The organism is Streptococcus mitis (assembly GCF_946190285.1).
Classification (GTDB): domain Bacteria; phylum Bacillota; class Bacilli; order Lactobacillales; family Streptococcaceae; genus Streptococcus; species Streptococcus mitis_CP.
The window spans coordinates 488,720-502,426 of record NZ_CAMHZX010000001.1 but is presented as its reverse complement, the minus strand read 5'-3'; the positions used below and the strand labels follow the sequence as shown (position 1 = coordinate 502,426).

14 protein-coding genes are annotated in these 13,707 nt (G+C 40.4%); 9 read left to right on the top strand and 5 right to left on the bottom strand.

Going from position 1 to position 13,707, the window contains the following annotated elements; genetic code table 11:
* Position 1: 1 nt before the first annotated feature.
* Positions 2-787 carry an ABC transporter permease gene (locus N8L39_RS02415; RefSeq protein WP_003013947.1) on the top strand — a complete coding sequence of 262 codons (786 nt, stop codon included), beginning with the start codon at positions 2-4 and terminating at the stop codon, positions 785-787.
* A 196-nt stretch (positions 788-983) separates the two neighbouring features.
* Here the strand turns inward: N8L39_RS02415 and yidA are convergent, their stop codons facing one another.
* Together yidA and N8L39_RS02405 are read right to left on the bottom strand one after the other, a co-directional pair.
* Positions 984-1,790, bottom strand: coding sequence for a sugar-phosphatase (gene yidA / locus N8L39_RS02410; RefSeq protein ID WP_125454430.1), 807 nt, complete (start codon positions 1,788-1,790; stop codon positions 984-986).
* A 12-nt stretch (positions 1,791-1,802) separates the two neighbouring features.
* Complete coding sequence (locus tag N8L39_RS02405) at positions 1,803-3,107, bottom strand: HD domain-containing protein (RefSeq protein ID WP_261009781.1); 1,305 nt, start codon at positions 3,105-3,107, stop codon at positions 1,803-1,805.
* Positions 3,108-3,178: 71 nt separating this feature from the next.
* On the opposite strand from N8L39_RS02405, the gene N8L39_RS02400 reads away from it, so the two are divergent.
* From N8L39_RS02400 to ffh, 3 genes are all read left to right on the top strand, one after another.
* Positions 3,179-3,556 (top strand): YwiB family protein, encoded by a 378-nt coding sequence (locus tag N8L39_RS02400; RefSeq protein WP_261009782.1) that lies wholly within the window; start codon positions 3,179-3,181, stop codon positions 3,554-3,556.
* Between the two features lie 90 nt (positions 3,557-3,646).
* Positions 3,647-3,979, top strand: coding sequence for a putative DNA-binding protein (locus N8L39_RS02395; protein WP_261009783.1), 333 nt, complete (start codon positions 3,647-3,649; stop codon positions 3,977-3,979).
* Between the two features lie 11 nt (positions 3,980-3,990).
* Entirely contained in the window at positions 3,991-5,562 is a 1,572-nt protein-coding gene (gene ffh / locus N8L39_RS02390) for a signal recognition particle protein (RefSeq protein WP_261009784.1), read from the top strand.
* Between the two features lie 247 nt (positions 5,563-5,809).
* Here ffh and N8L39_RS02385 read toward each other — a convergent pair whose 3' ends face one another.
* Positions 5,810-7,093 (bottom strand): uracil-xanthine permease family protein, encoded by a 1,284-nt coding sequence (locus N8L39_RS02385; protein ID WP_060628761.1) that lies wholly within the window; start codon positions 7,091-7,093, stop codon positions 5,810-5,812.
* 204 nt (positions 7,094-7,297) lie between these two features.
* On the bottom strand, positions 7,298-8,011 hold the full coding sequence (rsmG, locus tag N8L39_RS02380; protein WP_261009785.1) for a 16S rRNA (guanine(527)-N(7))-methyltransferase RsmG: 714 nt from the start codon (positions 8,009-8,011) through the stop codon (positions 7,298-7,300).
* A gap of 93 nt (positions 8,012-8,104) precedes the next feature.
* Between rsmG and N8L39_RS02375 the strand changes: the two genes are divergently transcribed.
* Positions 8,105-8,665, top strand: a complete 561-nt coding sequence (locus N8L39_RS02375; protein WP_000219833.1) for a LemA family protein — start codon at positions 8,105-8,107, stop codon at positions 8,663-8,665.
* A 1-nt stretch (position 8,666) separates the two neighbouring features.
* Positions 8,667-9,566 carry a zinc metalloprotease HtpX gene (htpX, locus tag N8L39_RS02370; RefSeq protein ID WP_261009786.1) on the top strand — a complete coding sequence of 300 codons (900 nt, stop codon included), beginning with the start codon at positions 8,667-8,669 and terminating at the stop codon, positions 9,564-9,566.
* A 151-nt stretch (positions 9,567-9,717) separates the two neighbouring features.
* Here the strand turns inward: htpX and N8L39_RS02365 are convergent, their stop codons facing one another.
* On the bottom strand, positions 9,718-11,277 hold the full coding sequence (locus N8L39_RS02365; RefSeq protein WP_261009787.1) for an ATP-binding cassette domain-containing protein: 1,560 nt from the start codon (positions 11,275-11,277) through the stop codon (positions 9,718-9,720).
* Between the two features lie 525 nt (positions 11,278-11,802).
* Here N8L39_RS02365 and N8L39_RS02360 point away from each other — a divergent pair.
* The 3 genes from N8L39_RS02360 to pyrR all read left to right on the top strand — a co-directional run bounded on the left by N8L39_RS02360 (position 11,803) and on the right by pyrR (position 13,705).
* The gene (locus N8L39_RS02360) at positions 11,803-12,345 is read left to right on the top strand and encodes a YceD family protein (RefSeq protein ID WP_261009788.1); all 543 of its coding nucleotides are present in this window, start codon (positions 11,803-11,805) and stop codon (positions 12,343-12,345) included.
* A complete protein-coding gene (gene nth, locus N8L39_RS02355) occupies positions 12,345-12,974 on the top strand; it encodes an endonuclease III (RefSeq protein ID WP_000244443.1) in 630 nt (209 codons plus the stop codon). The genes N8L39_RS02360 and nth overlap by 1 nt, the downstream gene beginning before the upstream one ends.
* Positions 12,975-13,183: 209 nt before the next feature.
* Positions 13,184-13,705, top strand: coding sequence for a bifunctional pyr operon transcriptional regulator/uracil phosphoribosyltransferase PyrR (pyrR, locus tag N8L39_RS02350; RefSeq protein WP_000850023.1), 522 nt, complete (start codon positions 13,184-13,186; stop codon positions 13,703-13,705).
* Positions 13,706-13,707: the final 2 nt, after the last annotated feature.

Genomic DNA, 13,707 nt, shown 5'->3' with positions numbered 1-13,707 from the left:
AATGTTTAGAATAAAAGTAATTTTTAGGCTACTTCATTTTGGTTTTAAATCTGATATGAATTTTCATTTTGACTTCTTTTGTGGTCTATTTTCGTCGATACTGTGGATTGGTTTACCTATTGTATTTTTTAGATTGATTTTCTTAAACATAGACTCTTTTAATGGTTGGGACTATTATCAAATTTTATTTTTGGTAGGTTCCTACACTATTGTAGATGGAGTTATGATGGGATTGTTAATTAGAAGTATGGGAATTTTAGAATCAGATATTTTGAGTGGTAACTTGGATCAAATTTTATTGAGGCCGTTTGATACTCAGTTGTTCTATATTTTTAGATCATTTAATTTAGTTCAATTCGTGAATACTTTTTTTGGTCTTGCGATCATTTTTATAAGTTATGGAAATTTAAATGTACATTTAAATTCATTAAAAATATTATTTTATATCCTTTCTTTAATGTGTGGTTGTATTATATATTATTCAATTTGGTTTCTAATAACGATTAGTTCATTTTGGTTCCCAACTAAATTTTCAAAAGTAGATGTATTTTTGAATTATATTGGAATTTCTAAGTATCCATATAATATTTTTACAGGTATTAACAGATTGATCACTATGTTATTTGTTCCCAATTTATTAATTGCCAATCCTGCAGTATTAATATTTTTAGGGAAAGATACATTGAACCTATTTTTCTATCAAATAGTTTTTACAGTTTTTTTGATTATTATCAGTCGTACAATTTTTAGAAAAGGATTGAAAAAATATGAAAGTGCAGGAAGATAAACAATGTTGTTCAGTTATATGTTTGACTAAAGGAAGTGATTCGCTGTACTTTCGGATATGAGCTTGGAGGTAGAATTACCAGAGTGATAAAGTCTCCATTTGATATAACAGCCATTCAATTTATTGATTAACTCTTATTGTGATATGTTCATACTAAAAACCGCTCAACTGAGCGGTTTTCATCTATTCTTTCCTTTTACAATACCCATGTACGAATAGCATGGGCAACACCAGATTCATCATTAGATTTAGTGATGTATTTGGCGATTTTTTTGATTTCTGGATTTCCATTTTCCATAACAACGGGGTTACCAACGACTTCCAGCATGGCGCGGTCATTTTCTTCGTCCCCAATCGCCATGGTTTCATCTTTTGTCAATCCGAGTTTTTCAGCTAGGTGAGTGATGGCTGAACCTTTGTCCACATTCTTTTTAAGGAGTTCGAGGTAGAAAGGAGCAGACTTGTTGATGGAGTAGCGTTCGTAAAATTCTGCTGGAATTTTTTCAATGGCAGCATCGAGAATCTCTGGTTCATCGATGAACATACATTTGACGATTTCCTTGCCAGCCATTTCTTCAGGGGTGCGGTAGAAGATGGGCATGCTGACGAGGGTTGATTCGTGCACTGTGTATTTTCCGATATTGCGATTGGCCGTGTAGATACCGTCCTTGGTAATGGCGTGCATGTGGACACCGAGTTTGCGACTGAGAAATTCCATATCAAGATAATCCTCATAGGTCAAGGATTCGCTGATAATCTCATGTCCTGTAGCAGTTTCTTGGACAAGGGCACCGTTGAAGGTCACGACATAGTCACCCTCGTCTCTCAACTGCAAGTCGTCCAGAAGTTTGGCAACACCTGCGATAGGGCGGCCAGTTGCAATGACGACTTTGACACCAGCTTCTTTGGCATCTTGGATGGCAGAAAAGACTTCAGGAGTGATTTCCTTTTGGCTGTTGACTAGGGTTCCGTCAATATCGACGGCGATTAGTTTAATACTCATAAATTTCCTCTTCTAGTTTTTATTTGGGGTAAAATGATCGTTCTCAATCAAGTGTAAAAATTGCTGGGTGATGCTTGCAAAGATGCTGTTTTGGTCCAACATTTCTTTTGGAAAATAAAAGCGATTATCTCCGTGGCGACTGCCAGCAAGAGATTGGACGATAGGAGACAGGCTAGAGAGTTCGGCTAGTTCTCCATTTTTCTGTAAAATCTCAATCTGTGTTCGTGGATTTTCAGATTCAGGACGATAGATATCATAAGGGAGGTCAAAGTTCTTATGAATGGCAGTATAGTAGTCTGGATCAAAGCCGATATCCTCAACCAATTTTCTCATGCTAGCAAGTTTGTCTTGGTCCTCTTGTGAAAAGGTGATTGATTTAAAGACTTTGCGATTGACAAAACGCTGCGACAAGTCTGCTAGTATCTTGTCAGGACTGGTCATCCAGAGCTGGAAGTAGGTATTCATAACTCCATCATCGAGAGCCAGATAGTCAGTCAAGCTAACATTTTTTTCAAAGAAAGGCAGGAGATGTGGAGAAGTTCGTGCAAAGAAGTCCTTGTCCGTAGGATAGAGTTCCTTGGCGCGCTTGAGGAGATTTTGTAGGAGAACTTCCATGGCCCGTGTTGCTGGGTGGAAATAGACCTGCATATACATCTGGTAGCGACTGAGGACGTAGTCTTCGATGGCATGCATACCATTACGCTGAAAGGCGATCCCATTTTCTACAGGGCGAATGACTCGGAGGATTCGAGTCAGGTCAAATTCCCCATAGGATGCTCCTGTAAAATAGGAGTCGCGCAAGAGATAGTCCATGCGGTCTGCATCAATCTGACTGGAAATGAGTTGCACGACCTGCTTATTAGGATAGGTATGGTCAATGATACTGGCAACCTTTTCTGGAAAATCTGGCGCTACTTGTAGCAAGACTTGATGAATTTCCGTCTCAGGACTTTGGATGATTTCCTGGGTGATGGCTTCATGGTCGGTATCAAAGAGATGTTCAAAAGTATGGGAGTAGGCACCATGCCCAAGGTCATGTAGGAGTGCAGCGGTCATGGTCAAGAGAGACTCGGCCGGGTTCCATTCCTCAGGATATTTTTCTTCAAAAATCTCTGTGATACGTCGAGCAATCTCATAGACTCCAAGACAGTGAGAGAAGCGGCTGTGCTCCCCACCGTGGAAGGTATAACTGGAAGTTCCCAGTTGCTTGATGCGACGCAAACGTTGAAATTCTTTGGTATTGATCAAGTCATAGATGATTTGATTATTGACATGGATGTAGTTGTGAACTGGGTCACGGAATACTTTTTCGTTCATATGACCATTATAGCAAAATCCTACTCTTTTTGGTAAAATAGTAGAACAAGAGACAAGAAAGAGGACTAGATGTGAAGATTCGGATGCGAAATACGATTCAGTTTGATGAGCAGTTGGAAGTGATTGACCAGCTATATGATGTTGAAGTGCATGAAAAGGGAGATTATAGCTATTTGCTTTTTTATAATGAGGAAAAGGAAAAAGTAGTGATTAAATTTCATGGTCAAGAGCTGGTTATGACCCGTTTTTCCAATCCCAAGACCATTATGCGCTTTCTAAAGGATAGTGATAGTTTAGCCTATATCCCCACACCCATGGGCATGCAGGAGTTTGTTATCCAAACGAATCGTTATCAAGTGGATGGACAAAAGATTTATTTAGACTATCAACTACAAAATCAAGAGGGACAACCCTTTGCTAGCTATCAATTGGAAATTACTTGGGGCTAGTCTTTTGTCTTTTTCAAATTTAGCTAGCTATCTTCTCGAATTGGCTTCCTAGTATGGTAGATTAGGCTATTTTTTGGTATAATAAAAGTTATGGAAATCGAAAAAACCAATCGTATGAATGCGCTCTTTGAATTTTATGCAGCGCTTTTGACAGATAAGCAAATGAATTATATCGAGCTCTACTACGCTGATGATTACAGTCTTGCTGAGATTGCTGAAGAGTTCGGTGTCAGTCGTCAGGCTGTCTATGATAATATCAAGCGGACAGAAAAGATTCTGGAAGATTATGAGATGAAATTGCACATGTACTCGGACTACATTGTCCGCAGTCAGATTTTTGATCAGATTTTGGAGCGCTATCCCGAGGATGACTTTCTGCAAGAGCAGATAGAAATTTTAACAAGAATTGATAATAGAGAATAAGAGGAAGAAACATGGCATTTGAAAGTTTAACAGAACGTTTGCAGAACGTCTTTAAAAATCTACGTAAAAAAGGAAAAATCTCAGAGGCTGATGTCCAAGAAGCAACCAAAGAAATTCGCTTGGCCTTGCTTGAGGCCGACGTTGCCTTACCTGTTGTGAAGGACTTTATCAAGAAAGTTCGTGAGCGTGCAGTCGGACATGAGGTCATTGATACCCTTAATCCAGCGCAACAGATTATTAAAATCGTTGATGAAGAACTGACAGCTGTTTTAGGTTCTGATACGGCAGAGATTATCAAGTCACCTAAGATTCCTACGATTATCATGATGGTTGGTTTGCAAGGGGCTGGTAAAACAACCTTTGCTGGTAAACTAGCTAACAAACTCAAGAAGGAAGAAAATGCACGTCCTTTGATGATTGCAGCGGATATTTACCGTCCTGCGGCCATTGACCAGTTGAAAACTCTGGGGCAACAGATTGATGTGCCTGTATTCGCACTTGGAACAGAGGTTCCAGCTGTTGAGATTGTCCGTCAAGGTTTGGAACAAGCCCAAGCCAACCATAATGATTATGTCTTGATTGATACGGCAGGGCGTTTGCAGATTGATGAGCTTTTGATGAATGAACTTCGTGACGTAAAAGCATTGGCTCAACCAAACGAAATTCTGCTCGTCGTTGATGCCATGATTGGTCAAGAAGCTGCCAATGTTGCGCGTGAGTTTAATGCTCAGTTGGAAGTGACTGGGGTTATCCTTACTAAGATTGATGGGGACACTCGTGGTGGTGCTGCTCTATCTGTTCGTCACATTACTGGAAAACCAATCAAGTTTACTGGTACAGGTGAAAAGATTACGGACATTGAAACCTTCCACCCAGACCGCATGTCTAGCCGTATCCTTGGCATGGGGGATATGCTCACTCTGATTGAGAAAGCTTCTCAGGAATACGATGAGCAAAAAGCCCTTGAAATGGCTGAGAAGATGCGTGAAAACACCTTTGATTTCAATGATTTCATTGATCAGTTGGATCAGGTACAAAACATGGGGCCAATGGAAGACTTGCTCAAGATGATTCCAGGTATGGCTAACAACCCAGCCCTTCAAAACATGAAGGTAGATGAGCGTCAGATTGCTCGTAAACGTGCCATTGTGTCTTCCATGACACCTGAAGAACGTGAAAACCCAGATTTGTTAAATCCAAGCCGTCGCCGTCGTATCGCTGCTGGTTCTGGAAATACATTTGTCGAAGTCAATAAATTCATAAAGGACTTTAACCAGGCTAAACAGCTCATGCAGGGTGTCATGTCTGGTGATATGAACAAGATGATGAAGCAGATGGGAATCAATCCAAACAACCTTCCTAAAAATATGCCAAATATGGGAGGAATGGATATGTCTGCCCTTGAAGGAATGATGGAACAAGGTGGCATGCCTGACTTATCAGCTTTCGGAGGAGCAGGAATGCCAGATATGAGCCAGATGTTTGGTGGCGGACTAAAAGGTAAAATCGGTGAATTTGCCATGAAACAGTCTATGAAACGCATGGCGAACAAAATGAAGAAAGCGAAGAAGAAACGCAAGTAAGACAAAGGAAGGCCGCAGGGCTTTCCTTTTTTAGAAAGAAGAAAAATGAGCACTTCCGTAATTGGAAATGCTCGTTTTTTGATGTGTTTAGATTCCTATACTCAATGAAAATCAAAGAACAAACTAGGAAACTAGCCGCAGGTTGCTCAAAACACTGTTTTGAGGTTGTGGATAGAACTGACGAAGTCAGTAACCATATCTACGACAAGGAGACGTTGACGTGGTTTGAAGAGATTTTCGAAGAGTATTAGTCTTTATTTTCGTATGGCAAGATTAAGTTCAAGATGATTCCTGTCATGGCTGATAGGGCAGTACCTGAAAGGGTAACTGGACCAAGTTTAAGGATAGCTCCTCCAAGTCCAAGGACCAACATAGCACTTGCGATGATTAGGTTACGCATTTGAGCGAAGTCAACACGTTCTTTAATCAAGACTTTCAAACCATTACTTGCGATAACTCCGTAGAGAAGGATTGACATACCACCAAGTACAGCGTTTGGAATAGTTGAAATCAAGGCAGTGAATTTACCAAGGAAGCTAAGGGCAATCGCGATAAAGGCAGCGTTACGGATAACTGAGACAGAAGCGATACGAGTCATACCGATAACCCCTGTATTTTCTCCGTAAGTTGTATTGGCTGGTCCACCAAGGAAGGCAGAAACAGAAGTTGCGATACCGTCACCAAGAAGAGTACGGTGAAGACCTGGTTCTTTCAAGAATTGACGACCACAGATTTGACCCAAAACAGTATGGTCTCCGATATGTTCAGAAATTGTTACGATAGCGATTGGCAAGATAGCGATGGTTTCTGGGCCAAAGTAAAGATTGTATTCTTTAAAGGCACCACCTGTGCTAAATGGCAAGTAGAAACCAGGAATTTCAAACCAGTTAGCTTTAAGAACTGGTGTAAAGTCAACCAAACCAAGAGTTAGTGCGAAGAGGTAACCACCGATAATGGCAAAGAGGAATGGAATGATTCGTAGGAAGCCTTTTCCTTTTGTATTGATAAAGGCAGCAATCAAGAAAGTAACAACGGCTACAAGAGCATTTTTCCAATTTCCATCAGCTACAAGACCAGCGTTAGTAACAGCTGAACCTGCAAGTCCGAGACCGATAACGATGATCATAGGTCCGATGATGATTGGTGGCAAGAGTTTATCAATCCATTTTGTACCTGCAAAACGAACACCAGCAGCCACAAGGACATAGACTAAACCAGTCAAGATAACCCCTGTTTGGGCAGCAGATACATCACCACCCATTTCTTTCATAGCTAGGGACATAGCTGTGATAAAGGCAAATGAAGAACCTAGATAAACGGGAACTTTAAAACCAGTTGAAATCATATAGATGAGTGTTCCTACACCTGAAGCAAAAAGGGCAACAGATACAGGCATTCCCAAAATCAAGGGTACCAAGATGGTCGCACCAAACATGGCGAAAACGTGTTGGAAGCTAAGGAGAATTCCTTTTCCAGCCGAAGGACGTTGGTCAACGTCTAGTAACAAATCAACAGTTGATTCTTGTTTCATATAAACCTCACTTTTGGGCATCAAAAAAGAGCCCATTATTTTACAGCAATAGGCCCTCAGAGTAAGACTTCTCTAAAATCTAGACTTTAAAGAGTTTTAAATATTTCTGCGTCTTCGTCACCTCACGGGATGACATTAAAAACCTTTGCTTGTGATAGTATAGCAGAAATTACGAACTTTGTAAATATTTTTTTACTAAAAAATTTAAAGCGGGCGTTTGTTGGGCATGCCAGCCTTTCTTGGATATTTATTTGGCGTTTCTTTTTTCTTTTCCACCACTGTGATGTAACGCGGATCTCCATTTGGTAGGTCGTAGCTGAGATTGTCTACTACTGTACTAAAAAGGAGGTTGAGGGCATTCTTAGCTTCTAATAACTCCTCAGGCGCATTGCTGGCCTTGAGTGCCAATAGTTTTCCGCCAACTTTAAGGTAAGGAATTGTCAATTCAGATAAAACCTGCATACGGGCAACCGCACGAGCCGTTACAAAATCATATTGAGCACGGAAGTTTTTGTCTTGGGCAAAATCTTCGGCACGTCCATGGTAGAAATGAACACCGTCCAAATCCAGTTCTTGAGCCAAAAGTTGGAGGAAGTTTATGCGCTTGTTGAGCGAATCAATGATGGTCACATCTAGCCGAGGATAGAGAATTTTCATCGGCAGACTAGGAAATCCTGCACCGGCTCCAATATCAAGAAGTTTGATAGTTTCATTTGTAATCAAACCTTGCAGAATGGGTGCAATCGAATCGTAAAAATGTTTGAGATAAACTTCTTCTTTACCTGTAATAGCCGTCAAATTAATCTTTTCATTCCACTCGACCAAGAGTTCAAAATAACGTTCAAATTGTTTTTTTTGCTGGTCCGAAAGTGGAAGATTTTGCTCGGCAAGCAGGTTGTAAAATGTTTCTGGTTTCATAGTTATTTCCTTCTTTAGTATCATCTTATTTTACCACAATCATTAAAAATTTGATATACTGGTACTAATCTAAAAGTAGAAAGGACTTATATCATGACTTGGATTATTCTTGGAGTTTTGGCTCTTATTGTTATTTTTGTGATTGTTAGCTATAACGGTTTGGTTAAGAATCGTATGCAAACCAAGGAGGCTTGGAGCCAAATTGATGTTCAGTTGAAACGTCGAAATGACCTCTTGCCAAACTTGATTGAGACTGTAAAAGGTTATGCTAAATATGAAGGTTCTACCCTTGAAAAGGTGGCAGAACTGCGTAACCAAGTGGCAGCAGCGACTTCACCAGCAGAAGCTATGAAAGCTAGTGATGCCCTTACTCGTCAGGTTTCAGGTATTTTTGCAGTTGCAGAAAGCTATCCAGATTTGAAAGCTAGTGCAAACTTTGTTAAATTGCAAGAGGAGTTGACAAACACAGAAAATAAAATTTCTTACTCTCGTCAACTTTACAACAGTGTTGTCAGCAACTACAACGTAAAATTAGAAACTTTCCCAAGCAATATTATCGCTGGAATGTTTGGATTTAAAGCAGCAGATTTCCTTCAAACACCAGAAGAGGAAAAGGCAGTTCCTAAGGTTGATTTTAGCGGTTTAGGTGACTAAGATGTTGTTTGATCAAATTGCAAGCAATAAACGAAAAACGTGGATTTTGTTGCTGGTATTTTTCCTACTCTTAGCTCTTGTTGGCTATGCGGTTGGTTACCTCTTTATGCGGTCTGGGCTTGGTGGCTTGGTTATCGCGCTGATTATCGGCTTTATCTATGCCTTGTCCATGATTTTTCAATCCACAGAGATTGTCATGTCCATGAATGGAGCGCGTGAGGTGGATGAACAAACGGCACCAGACCTCTACCATGTAGTAGAAGATATGGCTATGGTGGCTCAGATTCCTATGCCTCGTGTTTTCATCATTGATGATCCAGCCTTAAATGCCTTTGCGACAGGTTCTAACCCTCAAAATGCGGCGGTTGCTGCGACATCAGGTCTCCTAGCTATCATGAATCGTGAAGAACTAGAAGCTGTTATGGGACATGAAGTCAGTCATATTCGTAATTACGATATCCGTATTTCGACTATTGCTGTTGCCCTTGCCAGTGCTATCACCATGCTTTCTAGTATGGCAGGTCGTATGATGTGGTGGGGTGGCGCAGGTCGCAGACGAAGTGACGATGACCGAGATGGAAATGGCATAGAAATCATTATGCTCGTGGTTTCCCTACTAGCTATTGTGCTGGCACCTCTCGCTGCAACTTTGGTGCAACTAGCTATTTCTCGTCAGAGGGAATTCCTAGCTGATGCTTCCAGTGTCGAGTTGACGCGTAATCCACAAGGAATGATCAATGCTCTACGTAAGTTAGATAATAGTAAACCGATGAGTCGTCCTGTCGATGATGCCAGCAGTGCACTTTATATCAATGATCCTAAGAAAGGTGGAGGGTTCCAAAAACTCTTTTATACCCACCCACCTATCCCAGAACGGATTGAACGTTTAAAACGTATGTAAAATGAAGGCTGGGAAAAAGCCTTTAAAATCTGAAAAACGCATAATATCAGGTGTGCAAAAAACTTGATATTATGCGTTTTATTATGGGAAAATTTACTTTCTCTTCTCCTAAAATTGTGTTTTTGCCCCACCTATCTGCTATATTGCAAATTTATAAATCTTCTAAATTAACTACCTCCAGACCGTGTTCTGTCAAACGATAGATACTCGTACAGACCTCTTTTAAGAAACGACGGTCATGCGAAACAGTGATGATACCGCCTAGATAGGTGGCAAAGAGTTTTCTGATTTGGGGTTGAGAAGTTGGAGAAAAGTTTCGTGTGGGCTCATCCAGAAGGAGAAAGTTTGGTTTGCGCAAGACTAAATCCAAAAGCAGAAGTTTCCCCTGTTGTCCGCCAGATAAGGAGCGAATTTGATGTTGCATTTCTGAATAACTGAAATTGAGACTGGCTAAGTGAGATTGGATTTTCTGTAGTTCCTCTTTTTCTCCAGTTTGACTTAGATAGGCTATTGGTGATAAATCCAATTGCAGTTTTTTGTGGTAATCTTGTGGCATAAAATCAAGCGAAATTTCTCTTTTGGCGCTAAGCAGTTGTTGAAACTTGGCTAGCAGAGTCGATTTTCCAACACCATTTGGACCTATGATACCGATTTTTTCTTGGCCATAGACAGTTAGTTGTAGTTCCTGAGCCAAAACACGGTCATCAATGGACAAATTTTCTTTTTCCAGTTGGATTAAGATTTTGGAAGACGGTAATGGTTGGATCTCTGAAAAGAAAAGTTGGATTTGCTCTTCTTCAAGTGGCTTTTGGGTCATGGACTGAGCTGCCCTTTCGTAGCGTTTTTCTTGTGAGAGGACAGTTCTCATCTTTTTAGCCAATAGGCGACCGGCAGTACTGTCTTTGGTAGCTCGAAGTGCAGTTTCTACATTTTGCTTGACTCGCCGATGCTTTTCCATGGTTTTGTCATAGGCTCTCTGCTCGTTGGCAGCTTGCTGATTTTGTCTGGCAAAATGAACTTTTCTCTGCTCACTGTAGCGATCATAGTCTAAATGTTCTACTAGCGTTTCCGCTTCTTTCCGGTGCTTGACCAGTCGCAAGTGGACAATAGTATCTGCCGTATGAGAAAGAAAGTCTTCATCATGGGAAATGAAAATAACAGTTTGTCTAATCTTTTGAATCTGACCTTTTAGCCAATCAACCGTCTCTAGGTCTAGATCATTTGAAGGTTCATCTAAAAATAGAATCTCAAAAGATTTTGCTAACTCATGGATAAGCTGAATTTTCAAAGCTTCGCCCCCTGATAGACTGCCAATTTCTTGGTCGCTTGCGAAACGATTGCTATCGAAATGCAATTCCTCAGCTAAACGATAGAGGATACTGTAGTCTAAATCAATAAAATCTAAAAAGAAGTAGTCATGTAGAGTTTTCTTTTTCAAGTCTTCGGGGAGTTTTTGAGGAATGTAGGCCAGTGACTGATAGTCAGACTGGATGTTTCCCTTGATAGTGAAATCAGACAAAGCTTCCCCCATTAAAATTTTAAGTAAGGTTGATTTGCCATTTCCTTCTTCACCAATAATAGCGACCTTTTCCCCGTCTTGGATGGTCATGCTTAAGTCAGAGACAAGGTCTCGTAAATCTTTGTTTTGTGTGATGGTCAGGTGATTGATTTTTATCATACTATTGCCCTCTCTAGAATGTCGATAGTGCATAACAAAAAGCTCCACTTTACCTAGTAGAGCCAAAGTCACTATCGAAAACTCTATTATCCCCGTTGAAAAGCTCGTCAAACTAGCTTAGGATTGCCTAATCCAACTCAAGAGGAGCAGATGGTTAGCTTTCTAGTTTTTTGATTTTCAATGAGGATAAGATACTAGAAAATCTAGTATGAAAAGAGCACACAAAAAGAGACAAAAACAAGATCTACTAAATAAAGTTTCTTTATTTGATAGACTTAGTTGTTCATGTCTCCCTTACCTCCGAGTATTAGTATCTCTATCCTATACCTTTCAGGAAATTTTGTCAACAGAAAACTGGAAATTTCAAGCTATAAAATCTCAAAATTTGTCTTCCATGTGAGCGTCTTCCTTGCTATCATGTATTCTTTCCTATAGTATATTACTAAAAAATATAGTGATAAACATATTAAAAAATTCAATTTTAATTACAAAGTTTGGTGGGCTGATTTGTAGCCTTTTCATGGTATAATCAAGAGAGTAAATCTTTATGGAGGAAGTATGAAATTAAATATTCAAGAGATTCGTAAGCAGTCTGAAGGCTTGCATTTTGAACAAAGTTTAGACCTAGCTGCAGACTTGCGTGCACGCAATCAAGAAATTTTAGATGTGAGAGATATCCTTGCGGTTGGGAAAGTACAGTACGAAGATCGTATGTATTTCTTAGATTATCAGTTGTCTTACACCATTATCCTTGCTTCAAGTCGTAGTATGGAGCCAGTTGAGTTAGCTGAATCTTATCCAGTCACAGAAGTTTTCATGGAAGGCGCAACCAACCAGCTAGATCAAGAAGTTTTAGATGATGATTTGGTCTTGCCTATCGAAAATGGAGAACTTGACCTTGCTGAGAGCGTATCAGACAATATCTTGCTCAACATTCCTATTAAGGTTTTGACGGCTGAAGAAGAGGCTGGTCAAGGATTTGTTTCAGGAAATGACTGGCAAATCATGACTGAGGAAGAATACCAAGCTCAACAAGCAGTCAAGAAAGAAGAGAACAGTCCTTTTGCTGGCTTACAAGGACTATTTGATGGAGACGAATAATGGTCTTGTCAAAAAAACGCGCACGAAAGGTGCTTGAAGAAATCATTGCTCTGTTTCCAGATGCCAAGCCCAGTCTTGATTTCACTAATCATTTTGAACTCTTGGTTGCGGTCATGTTATCAGCTCAGACAACGGATGCAGCGGTAAATAAGGCCACACCAGGTCTCTTTGCTGCCTTCCCAACGCCTCAAGCCATGTCTGTGGCAACTGAGAGTGAAATCGCTTCACATATTTCTCGCTTGGGGCTGTATCGGAATAAAGCTAAATTCCTTAAAAAATGTGCTCAACAACTATTAGACGATTTTGATGGTCAAGTCCCTCAGACACGTGAAGAATTGGAAAGTCTGGCAGGTGTTGGTCGCAAGACAGCCAACGTTGTCATGAGTGTGGGATTTGGGATTCCAGCTTTTGCAGTGGATACTCATGTGGAGCGTATTTGCAAGCACCACGATATCGTTAAAAAGTCAGCGACACCACTTGAGGTGGAAAAGAGGGTCATGGATATCTTACCACCTGAGCAGTGGCTAGCAGCCCATCAGGCCATGATTTATTTTGGAAGAGCTATCTGTCATCCTAAAAATCCAGAGTGTGACCAGTACCCGCAATTATATGATTTTAGCAATTTATAAGATGGGTCTCAAAAGTTTTTGCTTGATTTTAAGCATGCTTTGTGCTATAGTAATTGATAACTAAATATTCCTTTAAACCTGTCCCGTGAGGCAGGCAAGGAGCGCGATAAAGTAGAAGGGTGAAGTCTATACTGTTTACGGTAGGGCTCGCTTAGCTATACATTTCAAGTCTCCTTGTTTAAGGAGACTTTTCTTTTTGGAGGTTTGTCATGAAGACAAAAGAAGTTGTAGACGAATTGACCGTCAAACGAGCGATTACGCGTATTACTTATGAGATTATCGAACGCAACAAAGATTTGAATAAAATCGTCTTGGCTGGTATTAAAACTCGTGGTGTCTTTATCGCCCACCGTATCCAAGAACGTTTGGAACAGTTAGAAAATCTTTCAGTTCCTGTTGTAGAATTGGATACGAAACCTTTCCGTGACGATGTTAAAAGTGGAGAAGATACTTCTTTGGTTTCTGTTGATGTGACAGATCGTGAAGTTATCTTGGTGGACGATGTACTTTATACAGGCCGTACCATCCGCGCTGCTATTGATAATATTGTCGGTCATGGCCGTCCTGCGCGCGTGAGTTTAGCAGTTCTGGTTGATCGTGGACATAGAGAATTGCCAATCCGTCCAGATTACGTTGGGAAAAATATCCCAACCAGTCGTTCTGAAGAAATCATCGTAGAGATGGCAGAACTTGATGGCCAAGACAGAGTTCTGATTACTGAAGAAGCTTAGAA